Source organism: Streptomyces sp. NPDC002092, from assembly GCF_053593775.1.
Genome location: NZ_JBSFDG010000003.1, coordinates 370204 through 387923, shown reverse-complemented (window position 1 = coordinate 387923; position 17720 = coordinate 370204). Strand labels below are relative to the sequence as shown.

The 17720-nt window shown below is 67.2% G+C and carries 12 protein-coding genes, 1 tRNA gene and 4 pseudogenes; 12 read left to right on the top strand and 5 right to left on the bottom strand.

Annotation, left to right across the window (positions count from 1 at the left end):
* Positions 1–402: 402 nt before the first annotated feature.
* Together ACWCRD_RS09235 and ACWCRD_RS09230 are read right to left on the bottom strand one after the other, a co-directional pair.
* The gene (locus ACWCRD_RS09235) at positions 403–1746 is read right to left on the bottom strand and encodes a cation:dicarboxylate symporter family transporter (RefSeq protein ID WP_390105897.1); all 1344 of its coding nucleotides are present in this window, start codon (positions 1744–1746) and stop codon (positions 403–405) included.
* A gap of 163 nt (positions 1747–1909) precedes the next feature.
* Entirely contained in the window at positions 1910–3076 is a 1167-nt protein-coding gene (locus ACWCRD_RS09230) for a mandelate racemase/muconate lactonizing enzyme family protein (RefSeq protein ID WP_390105895.1), read from the bottom strand.
* A 109-nt stretch (positions 3077–3185) separates the two neighbouring features.
* On the opposite strand from ACWCRD_RS09230, the gene ACWCRD_RS09225 reads away from it, so the two are divergent.
* The 12 genes and pseudogenes from ACWCRD_RS09225 to ACWCRD_RS09170 form a co-directional block, all read left to right on the top strand.
* Positions 3186–3869, top strand: a complete 684-nt coding sequence (locus tag ACWCRD_RS09225; protein WP_450965290.1) for a GntR family transcriptional regulator — start codon at positions 3186–3188, stop codon at positions 3867–3869.
* A gap of 903 nt (positions 3870–4772) precedes the next feature.
* Positions 4773–4848: transfer RNA gene (locus tag ACWCRD_RS09220), tRNA-Arg, on the top strand.
* A gap of 255 nt (positions 4849–5103) precedes the next feature.
* Positions 5104–6431: pseudogene (locus ACWCRD_RS09215) on the top strand (protein kinase domain-containing protein); the annotation flags it as partial.
* A gap of 307 nt (positions 6432–6738) precedes the next feature.
* On the top strand, positions 6739–7305 hold the full coding sequence (locus tag ACWCRD_RS09210; protein WP_450965289.1) for a Uma2 family endonuclease: 567 nt from the start codon (positions 6739–6741) through the stop codon (positions 7303–7305).
* Positions 7306–7595: 290 nt separating this feature from the next.
* On the top strand, positions 7596–8897 hold the full coding sequence (locus ACWCRD_RS09205) for a tyrosine-type recombinase/integrase (RefSeq protein ID WP_450965288.1): 1302 nt from the start codon (positions 7596–7598) through the stop codon (positions 8895–8897).
* A gap of 64 nt (positions 8898–8961) precedes the next feature.
* On the top strand, positions 8962–9246 hold the full coding sequence (locus tag ACWCRD_RS09200; protein ID WP_450965287.1) for a winged helix-turn-helix domain-containing protein: 285 nt from the start codon (positions 8962–8964) through the stop codon (positions 9244–9246).
* A 91-nt stretch (positions 9247–9337) separates the two neighbouring features.
* The gene (locus tag ACWCRD_RS09195) at positions 9338–9622 is read left to right on the top strand and encodes a hypothetical protein (RefSeq protein WP_450965286.1); all 285 of its coding nucleotides are present in this window, start codon (positions 9338–9340) and stop codon (positions 9620–9622) included.
* Between the two features lie 66 nt (positions 9623–9688).
* Complete coding sequence (locus tag ACWCRD_RS09190; protein ID WP_450965285.1) at positions 9689–9868, top strand: hypothetical protein; 180 nt, start codon at positions 9689–9691, stop codon at positions 9866–9868.
* A gap of 886 nt (positions 9869–10754) precedes the next feature.
* The gene (locus ACWCRD_RS09185; protein ID WP_450965284.1) at positions 10755–11222 is read left to right on the top strand and encodes a hypothetical protein; all 468 of its coding nucleotides are present in this window, start codon (positions 10755–10757) and stop codon (positions 11220–11222) included.
* 17 nt (positions 11223–11239) lie between these two features.
* A pseudogene (locus ACWCRD_RS09180) lies at positions 11240–12014 on the top strand (IS5 family transposase); the annotation flags it as partial.
* Between the two features lie 130 nt (positions 12015–12144).
* Positions 12145–12588: pseudogene (locus ACWCRD_RS09175) on the top strand (class I SAM-dependent methyltransferase); the annotation flags it as partial.
* Positions 12588–12824: pseudogene (locus tag ACWCRD_RS09170) on the top strand (hypothetical protein); the annotation flags it as partial. The pseudogenes ACWCRD_RS09175 and ACWCRD_RS09170, both read left to right, overlap by 1 nt.
* A 1382-nt stretch (positions 12825–14206) precedes the next feature.
* Here ACWCRD_RS09170 and chvE read toward each other — a convergent pair.
* The 3 genes from chvE to ACWCRD_RS09155 all read right to left on the bottom strand — a co-directional run bounded on the left by chvE (position 14207) and on the right by ACWCRD_RS09155 (position 17502).
* On the bottom strand, positions 14207–15292 hold the full coding sequence (gene chvE, locus ACWCRD_RS09165) for a multiple monosaccharide ABC transporter substrate-binding protein (RefSeq protein ID WP_450965283.1): 1086 nt from the start codon (positions 15290–15292) through the stop codon (positions 14207–14209).
* Between the two features lie 922 nt (positions 15293–16214).
* Complete coding sequence (locus tag ACWCRD_RS09160) at positions 16215–16706, bottom strand: hypothetical protein (RefSeq protein ID WP_450965282.1); 492 nt, start codon at positions 16704–16706, stop codon at positions 16215–16217.
* A gap of 259 nt (positions 16707–16965) precedes the next feature.
* A complete protein-coding gene (locus ACWCRD_RS09155) occupies positions 16966–17502 on the bottom strand; it encodes a hypothetical protein (protein ID WP_450965281.1) in 537 nt (178 codons plus the stop codon).
* Between the last annotated feature and the right edge of the window lie 218 nt (positions 17503–17720).

Below are 17720 nucleotides of genomic sequence, written 5' to 3'. Positions count from 1 at the left end.
CTCGACGCCGCCGCGGTCGAGGGGCGGCTTCCGAACGGGTACAGGCGAGGTGGCAGACGGCAGAAGCCGGGGCCCGGAGACGACGTCCCAGGTGGCCGTCCGGACGATGAGTACCGGGCCCGGGCACGTCGTCGAGAATCTCAGGGAAGGACCGTTCGAGACGGTCGGTCGGCTGACGACGGCGAGGGCGGTGACTGAACCGCCCAGCGCCTCCAGAGTGGCTGTCAGCTGAAGGACCGCATTGCCTGCCGCCGGGCTTCGAGGCGGATGGTCATCGAGTGGGCGACGCCGGGCGTGCTCACTGGAAGGGTCCTCATCCGTCCTGGTGTGCGGCGGCCTGGAGGGTGCCGCCGGTGGGTGACGTGTACGGGGTCGAGGGATGACCGCACTCGACGGGCACGGCTACTTGCCCGCGCTGACCTTGGCGGTGTCCAACTCGTCCTGCGGCGGCGTGGTGGTGCGGGCGTGCAGGACCCTGCGGGCCTGTTCGGTGTCGAAGTCGTTCTCCCACTTGCCGATCACGATGGCGGCGACGGCGTTGCCGAGAACATTGATGAACACGCGGCCCTCGTTGAGGATGCGGTCGATGCCCACGATCAGGGAGAGGGCGGCGAGCGGGATGTGGCCGACCGCGGTGACGGTGCTCGCGAGAACGATGAACGCGCCGCCCGCGATCCCGGCGGTGCCCTTGCTGGTGAGCATCATGACGCCGACCATGATCAGCTGCTGCTGCCAGGACAGGTCGATGCCCATGGCCTGGGCCAGGAAGAGGGAGGCCATCGTGAGGTAGACCGCGGAGCCGTCCAGGTTGAAGGAGAACCCGGAGGGGATGACGATGCCGACCACGGGCCGGCCGATGCCGAGGATCTCCAGTTTGCGTACCAGCTGGGGCAGTACGGCCTCGCTGGAACAGGTGCTGAGGGCGACGAGCAGTTCGGCCTTGAGGAAGCGGATGAGGCCGAACAGGCTCAGGCGGCAGGCCCGCATGATGGCGCCGAGGACGACCAGGACGTAGACGACGCAGGTCGCGGTGAACAGGATGATGAGGTAGCCGAGCTGTTTGAGGCTCTCGGCGCCGTAGGTGGCGACCACGGTGGCCAGGGCGCCGAAGGTGCCCAAGGGTGCGAGCCGCATCACCCAGCCCACGATGCGGAAGACGACGTCCGACAGCGCCTTGATGCCGCGGGTCAGCGGTGCCCCTTCCTCGCCGGCCATGTTCAGGGCCACACCGAAGACGATCGAGACCATCAGCGCGGACAGGATCGCGTCCCCGGTGATCGCGCCCAGAAGGGAGGCGGGGATGAGGGAGGAGATGAAGCCGGTGAAGGTGGCGTGCTCGGTGGCGGTCTTGGGCACGTCGTCGGCGTTCAGTGACGAGGGGTCGACGTGCAGGCCGGAGCCGGGTTGGAAGATGTTGGCGACGACCAGCCCGATCAGCATGGACACCAGGGACAGCACCAGGAAGTAGCCGATCGCCTTCACACCGATCCGGCCGGCCTTGCGCAGGTTGTCCATGGAGGCGATGCCGGTGGTGACCACGCAGAAGACGACCGGGATCACGATCATCTTGACCAGCGCGATGAACCAGTCGTTGAGCGGCTTCAGGTCCTCACCCACCCCGGGCGCGAGGATGCCGACGGCGATGCCGAGGACGGCGGCCACTACGACCTGGAACCACAGCTCCCGTATGAGACGGCTCAGCCGTGACCGCTGCGGGCGGCCGGCGACGGTGGTGGTGCTTGTCATCGTTGGTGCTCCTTTGCACGACGATCGTGTGTAGCCCTGTCCCGTGGGGGTGCGGGGGACGCGACGCGGCTCGGGCGTCCCCGCTCTCGTGTGGCGCCCGTATCCGGCGGCGTCGGCCGACGGCGCCCGCCCGGTGGCGGGCGCGCCCGCGGTGGGGTGGCGGTCAGCTGTGCAGGGCGCGCAGCACCTTGTGGAAGGCGGCCTTGCTCTCGAAGCCGATGCCGGGGGTGTCGGTCAGGCCGACGCGGCTCTTGTCGACGACGGCGTCGTCGGCGAAGCCGCCGGTGGGCTGGAACTCGCCCGGGTAGGACTCGTTGCCGCCGAGCTTGAGAGCGGCTGCGATGTGCAGGGAGAACTGGTGCCCGCCGTGCGGGATGCAGCGCCTCGATGACCAGCCGTGCTGACGGAGCATGTCCTGGATGCGCAGGTACTCCACCAGGCCGTAGGAGAGCGCGGGGTCGACCTGGATGGTGTCGCGGTCGGGGCGCAGGCCGCCGTAGCGGATCAGGTTGCGGGCGTCCTGGAGGGAGAAGAGGTTCTCACCGGTGGCGATGGAGCCGGTGTAGTGCTCGGCGACGGTGGCGTTGAGGTGGTAGTCGAGCGGGTCGCCGATCTCCTCGTACCAGAACAGCCCGTAGGGCTCGATGGCCCGCCCGTACTCCAGGGCCGTGTTGAGGTCGAAGCGGCCGTTGACGTCGACGGCCAGCCGGGAGCCGTCGCCGTCCAGGACGTCGATGACGGCCTCGATACGGCGCAGGTCCTCCGCCAGGTCGGCGCCGCCGATCTTCATCTTGACGACGTCGTAGCCCAGGTCGAGGAAGCCGCGCATCTCGTCCTGAAGGTCGGTGAGGGTCTTGCCCGGGGCGTAGTAGCCGCCGGCGGCGTAGACGAAGACGGAGTCGTCGGGCTGCCCGTCGCCGTAGCGCTCGGACAGATACCGGTACAGCGGCTTGCCCTCGATCTTGGAGGCCAGGTCGAACAAGGCCATGTCCACCACGCCGACCGCGACCGAGCGCTCGCCGTGCCCGCCGGGCTTCTCGTTGGTCATCATCGCGTCCCACGCCTTGGCGTGGTCCAGGCCGCCCTGTTCGTCGAGCAGGCTTGCGGGCTCGGCCTGGAGGAGGCGGGGCAGGATCCGGCGGCGCAGGATCTCTCCGGCGCTGTAGCGGCCGTTGGAGTTGAAGCCGTAGCCCACCACGGGCTTGCCGTCACGGATGACGTCGCTCTCGATCGCCACGACCGAACAGTCCATGGAGCTGAAGTCGATCCAGGCGTTGCGGATCGAGGAGCTGATCGGAACGACGCCCTCGTAGACGTTGGTGATCTTCACTGCGGACCCTCTCTCATATCTTATAAGATGTGACGCCTGTTAGAGTCGGCTGGTCGGATGCGGGATGTCAAGGGGTGAGGAACCTCCGGAAAGGAACGGTCAGGGGGCCATGGCAGGACAGAACCTGTTCTTCAGCAAGAGCGACCTCGCCTACGCAGAACTCCGCGATCGGATCCTCTCCGGCACTCTTCCTGCCGGGTCACGGCTCGCCCAGTACGACCTCGCCGAGTCCCTCAACATGAGCATCACGCCCCTGCGCGAGGCCATCCGCCGCCTCAGCAGCGAGGGACTCCTCACCGTCGAAACCCACCGCGACGTCCGGGTCTCCGTCATGAACTCCAACGAGGCCCGCCAGCTTTTCGAAGTCCGCCTGTCCCTGGACCCGACCGCCGCCGAACTCGCCGCCCAGCGGCGGACCGACGACGACATCGCCACCATGCAGGCCGCCGTCGACAAGCTCCTCCCCGTCACCCGCCAATGGGGGGAAAAGGCACTCACGGCCCACCGCGCCTTCCACCAGGCGCTGTACCGGGCCTCGCACAACGACGTCCTCATCCGTCTCCTGGACGACCTGTGGGACAAGTCCGACCGCTACCGGCGCCTCGGCCTCGAACTCCCGCCCGGTGACGAACCCCGCACCCGGGATCTACAGGAACACCACCAACTCGTCTCCCTCATCGTGGACGGCCGCGCCGCCGAAGCCGCCGAGCTGATGCGGGGCCACATCACCCACAGCCTCACCGCCACCGCCATCAGCGCCCTCGAAGACCGCGAGGGCATTCGCGTGACGTGACGCGCGGCGACCGGCGCCGTCGTGGTGCATGAGGGGAGAGGACTGATAGGAGTGCGTGAGCTGGAGCATTTCCTGGCAGTCGTCGACTCCAGCAGCTTCAAGTCTCGCAGTAACACCTGGGCCCTCATATGGTGTTTAGCGGTCTGCCTGCAGCCACTCTGACGGACAGCACGTGTGGTCACAAACGAGTGGGGATCCGCTTCCACGCGTCATTGCGATGCCGACGCCGGAACAACGATCGCAGCCCCGGTCCCACAGTCCGTACCGATGGGTCACGCCGCGCCATAGTGCACCGTCCGGATCCACCAAGGTCCGGCGATCAACTGTCGCCCGGGACCAGGTCTCCGGCATTCCCGCTTCTCGCCCCCGGCAACAACGGCTCCAGCCGAGCCCACCGCCCCGTTGGGCACATCACGCCCCACGATCGCTGATCATCGTCCGCCCAAGATCTACCTTCGCAACACGTCCCAGCTACCGCACCAACGGCAAGTGAGCTCCGGCCCGCGCGCATCGCAAGAAGCCCCGGCCTCCCGGAACAAGGGACGACGTGCCGTGCCAGACGCCGGCAAGACAGCGCCCGGTGGCACCACAAGCTGACGCATGGAGCAGAACGGTCCAATCGCCCTTGACCTCCGCCCCCAGAACGCCCATCAATCATTCGCTACAGGCCACAGAAGCCGCAGCTCAGAGGCACTCCGGCTCGCCGACCCGCTCTCCTGCCTCCATACAGAGGACAGTCGCTGGCGCGCATCCGCTAGGCTGTCCCTGGTCGGCCGTTGGTACGTCGCACTGTCTGCTCAGGTGACTGTGCGGAGAGCGTCGCACTACGTCTGACCAGCGGGCTTGTACTCCTCGCCGAAGATCCACCGCCTGGATTTTCAGCAAGGTTTTCTACAAGCCCCCGCCTTCGTAGCTCAGGGGATAGAGCACCGCTCTCCTAAAGCGGGTGTCGCAGGTTCGAATCCTGCCGGGGGCACCATGCGTTACCGCTCTGACCTGGGGTTTATCCCCCAGGGAGGGCTCCTATTCGGCCTCGGACTCCTCGTCCGGGGCCGTTTGCGTGAGCGGACGGAGAGTCGATCCCCGAAATCTCTCCAGCGAATAAGAGTCATCCGGCCCGGACTCCGGCCCGGTCTTCTCCGGGCCATCGGGCTCTGGCTCCGCTTCAGGCACCCAAGGAGCGCACGAGCGAGCACGGAAGAATCGCACTTCTGTCGAAAGTGGTTACGCCTCGCGGCTGTTCCTGGTGATGGAACTCGTCGACGGCGTACCGCTGTCCGCCTACCGCGACCCCGGCCGGCCGCTGCCGGTCAGCTGGGCGGCCGCCGTCGCCGCGCAGGTCGCGACCGTACCGTCGTACGCGCACGACGTGCCGGTGATCCACCGCGACCTCAAGCCGGGCAACATCCTCGTCGCCCGCGACGGCACCGTGAAGGTCCTCGACTTCGGCATCGCGGCGATCCTGCGGACGGACGTCACCAAGCTGACCGCCACCGGCAGCCCCATCGGCACCCACCAGTACATGTCGCCCGAGCAGGTCCGCGGCGGACGCATCACCCCGCAGACCGACCTGTACGCGCTCGGCTGTGTGCTGCACGAACTCCTCGGCGGGCGGCTCGTGTTCGAGGCGGAGAGCGAGTACCTGCTGATGTACCAGCACGTCAACGCCGCCCCCCACCCCGCTGCGACAGCTGCGCCCCGATGTCCCCGAGGCGCTGGAGGAGCTGGTCCTGCACCTGCTGCGCAAGGCGCCCGAGGCGCGGCCCGCCGACACACAGGAGGTGTACGCGCGGCTGCTGCCGTTCCTCCCGCCGCCGGGCCAGGAGCCCGGCACGGCGGACGCCGGGCCGGCCGGCGCGCCCGATCCGACAGGCGTGTTCCGTCGCCCGTTCGCGCCCCGCGCCCGCGCCCAGGCCCCGGCGCCCGGAGGCCCGGCTCCGACGGCCGTCCTCCCGGGGTCCCCGCCGGTGCCCGCCCCCGCCCGGCTGCGCGAGGACATCAAGGAGGCGTACGCCCACTCCGACGCCCTGCTGGAGGAGGAGCGGTTCGCGCAGGCCGCCGAGGTGCTCGGCGAGGTCGTCGAACCCGCCGCCCTCGCCCTCGGCTCCGAGAGCAAGCAGGTCCTGGCGCTGCGCCGCCAGCGAGCGGCCATCCGCCTCCTCGGCGGCGACTACCGGGCCGCCCTGCCCGAGTTTCGACGCCCTCGCCGACGCCTACGCCCGTATCGCCGGGCCCACCGGCGAGCAGGCCCGCGCCTGCCGCGCCCAGGCGGCCCGCTGCCGCGCCGAACTCAGCCAGGTCACCGACGCCCTGGCCGCGCTCCAGGGTGTGCTGAACGTCGTGCGGGCCGTCGACAGCGACGTGAGCGAGGAAGCCGTGGAGCTGTGGCACAACATCGGGATGCTGCTGCTCGCCCAGGGCCGGACCGCCGAGGCGCGGCAGGTCCTCGAACCGCTCCACCAGGACATGTGCATGGTGTTCGGCCCGGAGGACGAGATGACCGTCGAGATCGCCGAGGCGCTCGCCGTGATCCGCCTCGACCTCGACGGTTCGGCTTCCTGACCCGCTTCCTCCAGGAACAGCATCGCCAAAACCTTGCTGCTCTGCGGCCGAGGGCCTCGCGAAGGTCACGTCGCCGGGTGGTTCAGCGCTCACCGGTGTGGCCGCCAGGTCAGTGGTGCCGCCCGCCGTGTTCCGATCCTCTGGCGACGAGTCCACCGCGCCGGTCTCCCACTTGTCGTGGGCTTGCTGGTCGGATGTCGGCCGACGGGGAGGGTACGTGAGCGGGATCAGCGTGCCGGAAGGACAGCAGACAGTACGCTGAATCCAGCGGGATCGGGCCCGCAGCACAGTGTCCGGGAGGTGCTCCATGACGGCCGAGATGGTGGCTCCGGCATGGATGCATGAGCAGATCACGGCGGAGGAGTACGACTCCTGGTCCGAAGAGCAGTGCGCCGGCATCGAGATCGTGGACGGAATGGTCGTCGTGAGTCCGAGTGCGTCCAAGCGGCACAACCGGCTGGCCCGGATTGTGGCGAACGCCCTGGATGCCGCCTCGGGCCCGGAGTGGAACGCTGACACGGACTTCGACGTCCGGCTCCAGGATGTCCCGCTCACCAATCGCCGCCCGGACGTCATCGTGTACCGCGCCGACACGATCGACATGACCCCCACCCGTCCTGAGCACGTGCTGCTGGTCGCGGAGGTGGTGTCGCCGGGCTCGGAGACCACCGACCGGATCGTGAAGGTCGATCAGTACGCCAAGGCGGGCATTGGGTTCTACTGGCGGATCGAGCAGGCCGCGACAGGCGTTCCTCTCGTGTACACCTACGTTCTCGACCCCGCGACCAAGACCTACCGGGACGGAGACGTGTTCACCGGCGTCCTCAAGGTAGTGGCCCCTTTCCCGGTGGAGATCGACCTGGGGCAGGTCTGACCTGGCGCGGCGCAGCAGTCGGCGGCGCGTGAGCAATGCGTGAGCGGATGGTCCGATACAGGGTGGCATGAGCCGAATCAAGTGGCTCGCCGTACCGTTCCGGCCATGGGAAACAGCACCGCGCGGCAGCGCCGGGCACCACCCGGCAAGGATCCGATCCCACTCCTAAAGCGGGTGTCGCAGGTTCGAATCCTGCCGGGGGCACCAGGTCTGACCAGCGCGTTTACCTCTCCGGGGTAGGCGCGCTGTTCGTCGTAGCCGTGGCATTAGCCGGCAGCAGGTTCCACGTCATGGCAAACACCAAGGTCAACACCACTCAACGAGGCCGCATCCGGCGCAATGGATCCGGCTACCAAGCGAGCGTCTATGTCGGGCGCGATCCGCTCACGAAGAAGAAGATCTACCTCTACGAGCAGGCCGCGACGCTCCCCGAAGCGGAGAAGGCCCGCACGAAACTCCTCCACCAGGTCGACGAGCAGCGCCACCCGAAGCGCGAAGTCACCACGGCATTCCTCCTCGACCGGTGGCTCGGCGTCGCCGAGCTCGACGAGACGTCGTACGAGCGGGCCGAGGGCATCATCCGCAACTACCTCAAGCCCACGTTCGGCGAGCTCAAGGCGGCCACGCTGACCGCCGAGATGCTGGAGCTGTTCTACGCCCGTCTCCGCCAATGCCAGGACCAGTGCGAAGGCTGGCGCAACGGCAAGACCGACCCCAAGACGAAGCAGAAGCACGCCTGCGAACCGCTCTCCGCGAACTCAGTCCGCAAGATTCACTTCATCCTGCGCCCGGCGCTCAACCGCGGCCTGCGCTGGGGCTACGTGACCACGAACGTGGCGGCCCTCGCCGAGCCGCCGTCCCAGCCCAAGCCGAACCCCGACCCGCCGACTCCCAAAGAGGCGGTCCTGGTTCTGAACACTGCCTGGCAGCGGGATCTGGACTGGGGAACGTTCCTGTTCATGACGATGGTCACCGGCTCACGCCGCGGCGAGATGTGCGCCCTGCGCTGGTCGGACATCCACCTCGACCGCCTCGAACTCTTCGTGAAGCACTCCAACAACGGCCGCCGGATCAAGGACACCAAGACCCACCAGCGCCGCAAGCAGGCCATCGACGTGATCACGCGTTCCGTCCTCGCCGCCCACCGAGCCCGCGCCGAGGAACGCTGCAAGGCGCTCGGCGGCGAACTCCCCCGCGACGTCTTCGTGTTCTCCGGCGAAGCCGACAGCTCCGCCCCACTCGCGCCGTCGAGCGTCAGCCAGCGTTACCGCCGCCTCGCGAAGAAGCTGGAGATCCACACCCACCGCTTGAAGGACCTGCGCGCGTACAACGTGACCGAGCTCCTGGGCGCCGGTGCCGACGTACGAACGGTCGCCGGCCGCGTCGGACACGGCGGCGGAGGAGCGACCACGCTCAAGTACTACGCGGCCTTCCTGGCCACCTCCGACCGCCAGGCCGTCACCGCCTTCGCCAAGCAGCTGCCGGTGCCGGAAGGGCTACTCGCCGAGCAGCCGGTGACGACCGTCATCAACGGGCTTCGCCTGCTCTGCGAGTGCGGGAACGAAGCGCTGTGGGCGATGCTCGGTCACTGAGGGCGGCGCTGAGGCCCTGTGCGGCCAGTGCGAGGCAGCCGTCCAGGCCCGCCCGGACGCGGCCGTGGGCCCCATCGGACGGACCATCAAGGCCGAAGCCGCCCCTCCTCGCGAGCTCGCTCCCTGGGAAGTGATCGCGCAGGAACTCGCGGACGCTATCAAGGACGGCACGATGCTCCCCGGCGAAGACGTACCCACGGTCGGCGACATCGCGCAGGCCCACGGTGTCTCGGTCGGTACCGCGCATCGGGCCCTTACCCAGCTGAAGCAGGACGGCCTGATCGAGGTCAGCCGCGGCCGCCGAGCCGTCGTCCGCGAGCTCCAGGAGGAGACCGACGATGCCGCATAGGCCCCGGGCTCTCAGCTCTCCCTCCCCTGCCCGCGTAGAGGCCGCGTACCTTGGGTCACGGGACTCGCTACCGATGCGGGAGGCTCAGACGATGAGCGAGCGGTACTGGACCATCGATTCGATCTGCGAGGCGCTCGGCAGCCCTGCCGCCAAGCAGCGATTCCTCGGCGAGATCAACCGTGCCCCGGTCCACGAGATCGTGAACCTCTTCGCCAAGTGGCAGCGGATCGCCGCCGGCCTTTCTGCCGCTGGGGAGCACGGCCGCGAGCTCGCCCGCGTCGAGACCGAAACGGGCGAGATCCCGGGCGAGTGGATCGACGTCACCGATCGCGTCCAGGCCGAGGCCGCGGCAGCCCGTGCACGCGGCGTCGCCTGATGACGTTCCGGCTCAAGTACGACCCCGGCACGGAAGCCGTACACGATGCGATGCCGGCCGCCGCAAGTGAAGCAGCTGTCGCTCGCGCTCGTGGCGGCCTGCGAGGACCCGATTGGAGCCACGGAGCCCTACGGCGAGGACGACGGCGTCGTACGGATGCTGGTCACCGAGCCCGCCATCGCCGTGCTCCTGGTCGGGCAGATCACCAAGACGTTGACGGTGCTGCAGCTCAGTTTCACCGGCTGACACCCCGGCGTGAGGACCGTCTACGGCCCCATAGAGCTCGTAACACGATCATGATCGCATTTACGAGCCCTTACGCCCATCTGGAAGAAACGCGATCGAGGAGTTCACCTCCGACAGTGCCGAGTAGGCCTTCTTCCGGTTCAGACTCTTCATCGGCAGATCTTTTGACCTCGCCCTGCCTGTTTTCAACTTCAGCGGTCGGCTTGGGCCGAGCACTTGACCCTTCGTAGGCGGGTTTTTGCATAGCGACCGCGGATCCACCAGCCACTCCGATCGCGGCAAGCAGGACAGGGGTGACGATCAAGATGGCGAAGACTCTACGTGCACGCATGGTTTCCCGCCTCGTCTAGGACAACGTCGCCACCAAGCTACCTCGCTAATCATTCCGAAAAACCGCTCAGCGAACTACTCACTCGCATGGATGTCGTCCGTTAAACGGCGCACCACAGTGAGCGGCTCGCCCTGCCAAGAGTCGGTCACTCTCATCCTTTCCAATCGGTTCGTTCCACGAAGGACCTCAGGACTACGAGGCAATTCCCCATTGAGCAGTCGACTCCGCCGAGCCAAATAGGCCATCGAAGCGGCGAGCGGCATTGCCGGAAATCAAGAAGTACAGCGAGCCCGATCCCGCGATGCTGTGCGGACCCTCCTGCCCCGCAACGAGAGGCCTCGAACCGAAAGAGCTCTACCTGGCGACCACGGCCGAGCTGGGCCGCCAGCTCTCACGGATCTACACCACGACCGGAACCCAAGGCCCCCTTTACCGGCACCTCTGCCAGCCGCCTGATCCACGGCCGGCACCAGGTGTCTAAGACGTCATCTCATTTGGTGAGTCCATGCGATGATTCATCGGCCAACAGGAAGGCAGGAGCGGGGGCGCGGGCCGATGGAGTACGTCAATCTCGATGCGCAGGTCGGCGAGCTGTCAGGGGTCTTGGACCCGTCTCGCTACCTGGAGCGTCTGCCTGCAATCTCCGGTGATCTGCCGTCTGGTGCGCGGTCCTTCGCCACGGACACAGGGCACTACGACTTCCACAGCAGGCGGTGTGTGAAGGATCTGACGCTTCGTGCTGTGCATGGTCTCGGCGGTGAGGAGATAGAGGTCGAGTTCCAGCACAACTGCTGGAAGCATGACCGCGATCTGGCCATCCGCTACGTAGGCGTGTCCAGCTTCGTCATCGATCCCGCTGGCGAGGACCGAGGGACGGACCTTGGGGCTGTGATGCTCGACGAGATCCTGCCGCACCGAGACGGCTGCAGCCACGAAATCGCCTTCTGGGACGGCACCCTCACGGTTGTCAGCCGTGACCTCCAGGCGGCCTGGACTGAGGCCGACTGCTCAACCGAGTCGTAGGCGGACAGATCGTGGGGATTGTTGAGCGGCTGGTGCCGGATGAGTTGTGGGAACTGTTCCAGCGGGTGGTCCCTGAGGCTCCGTCGCGGCCTCAGGGTGGCGGTCGGCGACGCCACGGTGACCGGGAGGTGCTGGCGGCGATCGTGTTCGTGGCCACGTCGGGCTGCACGTGGCAGCAGTTGCCGTCCGCGTCGTTCGGCCCGTCGGGAGCGACCGCTCACCGGCGCTTTGCCGAGTGGACGAAGGCCAGGGTGTGGGCCAAGCTCCACCGCCTGGTCCTCGACGAGCTCGGTGCCCGCGGCGAGCTGGACTGGTCCCGCTGCGCGATCGACTCCGTGAACATGCGGGTCCTGAAAAAGGGGATCTGACAGGCCCGAATCCTGTGGACCGGGGCAAGTACGGCTCGAAGATCCACTTGATCACCGAGCGGACCGGTCTGCCCCTGTCCGTCGGAATCTCGGGAGCGAACCTGCACGACAGCCAGGCGCTGATCCCGCTGGTGAAGGGGATACCGCCGATCCGCTCCCGGCGCGGACGCCGGCGGCGCAGGCCGGGAAAGCTCCACGCCGACAAGGGATACGACTACGACCACCTGCGACGATGGTTACGCGGACGCGGCATCAGGCACCGCATCGCCCGCAAGGGCATCGAGTCCTCGACCCGTCTGGGCCGCCACCGCTGGACCATAGAGCGCACGATGGCCTGGCTCGTCGGATGCCGTCGACTGCACCGCCGCTACGAGCGCAAAGCCGAGCACTTCCTGGCTTCACCAGCATCGCCTGCACCCTCATCTGAGCATCGCCTGCACCCTCATCTGCTACCGCAGACTTACCAAATGAGATGACGTCTAAACCCGATCAAGCCGTGGAATCATCGGGCCGCCGGACAGACACGTGATCTCCGTGAAGGGTGGTGGGCGGACATGGCTGCCGACTGGGAATGGGACGACACATTGTTCTCGGGCACAGCCACCTACTACCGGCGCGGAAGGCTCCCTTACGCCCCCGGGCTGACGCACGTGCTCGCCGAGGTCCTGAAACTTGACGGACGAGGACGCCTCATCGACGTGGGATGCGGACCGGGCATCCTCGCCCTGAGCCTGGCGCACTTGTTCAGCGAGATAGTCGGCGTGGACCCGGACAGCGGAATGATCGCCGAAGCCACTCGCGAAGCCACCGAGCGCGGAGCGACCGGGAAAGGGCAATGGGTCCAGGCCCGGGCCGAGGACCTGCCAGCAGGACTTGGAACGTTCACCGTCGCGATCTTCGCCCAGTCCTTCCACTGGATGGATCGCGACCTGGTGGCGGCAACCATCCGAAACATGCTCCAGCCCGGCGGAGCGCTGGTGCACATCTCCGACTTGAAACGGCGGCGCTGGTGGTCGGCGAGACCGTGCTGCCCGGCATGATCGGCGTCTGGTGGCTGGGGGACGCCTCACGCCCCGGCTTCGCCTGGCTGGCGGTGACCGGCTTCGTCCTGGCGGTCTCGGGCGCGGTCGCGGTGGCCTGGTTCGGCGCGCCGGAGAACGCCGGGAAGGACGTGCCGGCCCCGACCGACACCCCCACCCAGAACCCGGCGCTTGCCCAGAACCGAGCCTCTTAGCATCGGGGACTGGCGCGGTGGCATACGGCTTTCCGGCATCGTTCACCGGCTGGCATGACTGTCGCCCTGCGCACGGTGCACCCACACCCTTCGGGGTGGAGCTGTCGGAGGCGGCGCGGAAGTGCGGTACAAGTCGGGCCGCGGCCTCGGCGATCACCAGGCCCGTCTCGGTGTCCCACCTCAGCGACGTGTTCAGCGAACACAGCCAGCGACGATCCAATGCCCGGCACTCCGCCATGATCGACCTACGCACGTCCCCCATCGTCATGCGCAGCCCGATGAAGCCACCCGCTAAAAGCGGACCAATTTGACAGCCGCGAGGGCTCGAGGTTCACCGTAATGGTCGTGAAGCTGCTCACGTTGGTAATCAGTCGCTAAAGATCGCTCTCTTACGTAGCATTCGTGACGGCCACCCGCTCACTGACCAATAGCGGGTGCGCTCAGGGGGCAGGGGGGCCAACGCTCAGATCCCGTCTCGGCTTGTTGCAGCCGAGGCGATGTCTGTCGTTCCTGGCAGCGCCAGGCACCGATAGGTCACATCACCTATTCACCCTCTGCGGTCGCGGCGCCTGCACGGGCCGCCAACGGTCGGCCACGAGTGGGCCAAGACTCGGGATCCCGCACGGAAGGCGGCCATCAAGAACGCCAACGACCAGATGCCCGCAGGCTACCGCGCAAAGCACTGAACCAAGAAGAAGATCGTTAGGGGTTGACGTAATGAGGACGCGTACGCTCAGGTTCGGTCTGTATGCGGACGAGCAGGGTCTTACGTGGGTCAGACGACTCATCGAGGAGGCTGTCGACTCCCGCAGCGCCCGTCTCGTCAGGGAATCTGTCGCCGACACCGTTTTCGGTGGCGAGCTCACGACCGCTGATGTGTACGACTACCTGTCGGAGCAGTGGCGCTTGGAGCACCCCGGACATCGCAGCGGTACGCGAGAACTGGTCGAGTTGTGCGTCCACCTGAAGTGCTCGCTGAAGACGTGGCGAGCCATTCGCAAGTCAGTGATCAGGGATTTGTGCCCGGAGGGTCTGGAACCTCACGCTTGCCGTGTCCCATGGATCGCGGCCTGAACCGCACCACACAGACTCATAAAGCAGGCGTCGCAGGTTCGAATCCTTCCGGGGGCACGAGAATGCGCCAGGTAATGGGACATCGCGACCCTCTGCGAGTGTCACGGAGGGTCGCTTTTGTCTCAGATGGGAACCTGAAGGGATCGGCACGGCGGGAGACTTGAGGTAACTCAACGTCGGCAACGCGATTGGATTACCGTCGGCGACGCGCGGGCACCCCGTGCGGTAGATCCGAGCACACACCTGACCCACGTCAGGTGGCAGTGCCTGGCGAGCGGCGAGCGGCGTATCACGCAGCGGCTGTGTCGCTATTTGAGCTCTTCGGCGGTGAAGTAGCCGTTGGTGATCAGAAGTTTGTAGTTGGTCTTGTCGATGTCGACCGGCTGCAGCAAGCGGGCGGGCACGACCTTGACGCCGTTGTTGTAATCACTTCTGTTGTCCACCCACGGCGCCCTGTTGCTGAGTATGTCGTCGGCCATGTCCGCAGCGGCTCTGGCGAGGTCGCGGACGTCCTTGAAGACGGTCTGCGACTGCTGACCCACGATGATCGACCTCACCGAGGGCAGTTCGGCGTCCTGACCGGTGATGACCGGGAGGGGCTTGCCCGCGGAGCCGTAGCCGTCCTGCTTCAGCGCGGACAGGACGCCCCTGGAGATGCCGTCGTACGGCGACAGGACCGCGTCGACCTTCTTGCTGCCGTACCACTTGGCGAGGAGGCCGCTCATGCGCTTTTGCGCGGTGGGCCCGTCCCAGCGCACGGTGGTGATCTTGCTGAGTTCGGTCTGGCCGGACGGGACGACCAACTGCCTGCTGTCCAGGAACGGCTGCAGGAGCGTCATCGAACCGTTGAAGAAGTATTTGGTGTTGTTGTCGTCGGGGGAGCCGGCGAACAGCTCGATGTTGAACGGGCCTTTGCCGTCCTCCAGGCCGAGCTTCTTGATGATGTGGTGGGCCTGGATCAGGCCGACCATCTCGTTGTCGAAGCTGACGTAGTAGTCGACGTTCCTGGTGCCGAGGATGAGCCGGTCGTAGCAGATCACCGGAATGTGCGCATCGGCGGCCTGTTGCAGTACGCCGTTCAGCGATCTGGCGTCAATGGCCGCGATGATCAGTGCCTCGACGCCCTGTCTGATCAGGTTCTCGATCTGTGAGCCCTGGGCTTTCGGGTCGTCGTCGCCGTAGACCAGCTTGGTCTTGTACCCACTGCCCTTCAGGTTCTCGACCAGGCTCTTGCCGTCGGTGAGCCAGCGCTCGGAGGCCCGCGTCGGCATGGCGATGCCGACGGTACCGCGCCCGGACCTGCGGACGGAGCTGCTCTCACTGTTCTGGCCGCAGGCGGACAAGGCGATGGCGAGGCCGGCGGCTCCGGCGAGGGCGGATCTTCGGTTGAGCATGGTGATCGTTCCTTGTTCTTCTCGTCGTTGAGCGGATGACGGCGTATCAGGCGTCGACGGGGGCGGCGGAGCGGGCGGGCGGCGGGCAGGCGAGTCGCGAGCGAGTCGGACGCGCCGTACGCGCTCCCCGGGGGTCCCGAGGCAGGTCCCGCGGAGGGGGTGCGTACGGGTAGATGCCCCGGCGCCCTGGACGGACCGAACTTCAGACAGAGCCGTGGGCCGGGGCGGATGGGCTCGTCGCGCTCATGGATCCGCACGTAGCCGCCGAGGTCGTCGGGGCCAGGGGCACACGTTTCAAGGCGAGTCCACAACCGGCGGCCTCAAATCACGCGGTTGAGGCCAGGTTTTGGCCCGGCACGCTGCTTGAGTCGGCACTCAGGCGCCTCGATGTCCCGCAGATCGCCGATCCCGTCGTCGGAGTGCTTTCTGTACGTACGTCAGGCTGCGCCACGGCGTTCCGGCCACGTGCGTGCTGATTCCGGGGATGCACAGGGCAATCGCCTTTCGGACGTTCGAAATCTCGTCATATGTTCGGAATGCTGGCGTGACGTTAAGGGTGGGTATGCAGGGTGTCAACGGGGCGAACTGGAACGGTTACAGAAAGAGTTGGAGTTCGCTTTCGGTCTCCGATGGAGCAGCTGGGAACCTTCACCGTCACCCGCGACCGACCGCATCCGAGCGGGCGAGCGTGAATAGATCAAGCCCCGGGGCCGGAAGCCCACGGCGGCGCCGAAGCCGGACCCGCCGCCACTACCGGAAGCCAGGCCCTTCCGACCGGGTCAGCACTCGGCGGACGAGGTCTCGACGTTCACGGCAGAGCTGTTGGAGGCAGGTTTCTCGGTGTCGGTACGGCCGACACGGTAACGGGACCGGCGACTCGGCGGAGTGCGCCGCTGAACCGGGTCCCACCCCGCCGAGCTCACTACGCCGTGGCGCGTGCTTCCTGCCAGCGAGCGGCGTTCGCCTTGTCGAGACGGTAGAACGCCTCAGCCGGGTAGGCGGAGTCGGGGTCGGTGGCCCACTCGAACTTCATCGGCCAGTTGCCGCGCCCGTAGTGCGCGTGCAGGTGCCGGGTGAAGGCGGCCAGGGCCCCCTTGATCTGACCCCGGTCGAGATTGATGCGCTCGACGAGGGCTGTGGTGCTGTACGCGCGCTCCGGTTCAGCGGCGAGGAGGTCCAGCATGGCCGCAACGCGCTGGATCGACGGCAGATCCGTGGCGATGAGCGACCTGAAGTTCTCAACGGTCCACTCCTCCACCGGCCAGCTTCCGTCCGGCTCGCCCCCCTGGGTCCCGCCGGGCAGCGGGCTGTTCATCTCGCCCTGCCTCAGGTCCAGTTCGGCGAGCAGAGCGTAGACACGAGTGACGTGCTGAGCCGGCACCGGCACGGAGATGAACTTCTGGTCATGTGACACGACTCCCCCAGACTCCGGGCAGCGAGCAGCCTTTGACGCCCAGCAGACTGACAGACAGTCCAATGGACCGTCTACTTCCGACGACTGCAAGGTTCCTGTCCCGCGGATCACGCCCTTGCCCTGGCGGCTAAGGGCGTCCGTAGGCCCGACCGGCTCAGCACCGGCCCTCGTGAGGGCGCGAAGCGGACGGCGGATCGGCCGCCGCCGCTGCCAACCCGCCACCCGGTCACCGTTCGCACGCTGCCGTACGGTCCGAGCCTTACGGATGGATCTCCAGCTGAACCGCGTTGCTGACTCCCCGTAGGCCGGACGTAAGGCACTCCGTGGGCAGTTCCCCGGGCAGCCCGGTCACGGTCCGCTGTGCGAGATGCCCTTGGCCGCGTCCCTCAGTGACCCGGCCCCGCTGGATGACGACGAGGACGCCCGCCACGCGGACGGTGGCGGCACTGTCGTAGACGATCAGCGAGCTGCCGCCGTCGGCGTATCGGACGGTTTCCGTCCCGCTTCCGCCGGACACGGCGACGCAGGAAGCCTCCGGTGCGTCCGAGTCGAAAAAGGCGGTGGCGGAGACTGTACGGCCGGGGGTGACGGTGCAGGCGTACGTGATGTCCGCGTGGACATGGGTCGGCCGCGGCAGGAGGGTGAGCGGTGGGTCGTAACGGCCTTCACTGCGGCCCGCGCAGCCGACGCTCCCACCCTCGCTCGTCGTCGCCTGTCCAGCCGGTGCCCACGCCAACGACGATCCCACCAGCATCAGCGACCCCAGCGTCACCGCGATGCCACGCCACCCGAGCATGCTCACTCCATCACATCCTGAGCCCCGAACGGCCCTTGGCCTACCCAGAGGGAACGCCCCTTGCCCCGGCGCCTGAAGCGCACAGCCCGCGCACTCTCCGCTCGGCGCGCGGTGACGCGCACCTTCGCTCTCGCCGATTGCCGGCTGGTCGGCTCGGGTCGCATGGAACCTGCAAGGCGGCGGGTAGCAAGCGCCGGACGAGTCCTCGTCGAGCAGGG

Excerpts from the sequence above, each read along its gene's own strand:
- ACWCRD_RS09205 (WP_450965288.1), top strand. The coding sequence starts at position 7,596 with ATGGCAAACACCAAGGTCAACACCACTCAACGAGGCCGCATCCGGCGC.
- ACWCRD_RS09155 (WP_450965281.1), bottom strand. The coding sequence starts at position 17,502 with ATGCTCGGGTGGCGTGGCATCGCGGTGACGCTGGGGTCGCTGATGCTG.
- ACWCRD_RS09185 (WP_450965284.1), top strand. The coding sequence starts at position 10,755 with ATGGAGTACGTCAATCTCGATGCGCAGGTCGGCGAGCTGTCAGGGGTC.
- chvE (WP_450965283.1), bottom strand. The coding sequence starts at position 15,292 with ATGCTCAACCGAAGATCCGCCCTCGCCGGAGCCGCCGGCCTCGCCATC.
- ACWCRD_RS09195 (WP_450965286.1), top strand. The coding sequence starts at position 9,338 with ATGAGCGAGCGGTACTGGACCATCGATTCGATCTGCGAGGCGCTCGGC.
- ACWCRD_RS09225 (WP_450965290.1), top strand. The coding sequence starts at position 3,186 with ATGGCAGGACAGAACCTGTTCTTCAGCAAGAGCGACCTCGCCTACGCA.
- ACWCRD_RS09210 (WP_450965289.1), top strand. The coding sequence starts at position 6,739 with ATGACGGCCGAGATGGTGGCTCCGGCATGGATGCATGAGCAGATCACG.
- ACWCRD_RS09235 (WP_390105897.1), bottom strand. The coding sequence starts at position 1,746 with ATGACAAGCACCACCACCGTCGCCGGCCGCCCGCAGCGGTCACGGCTG.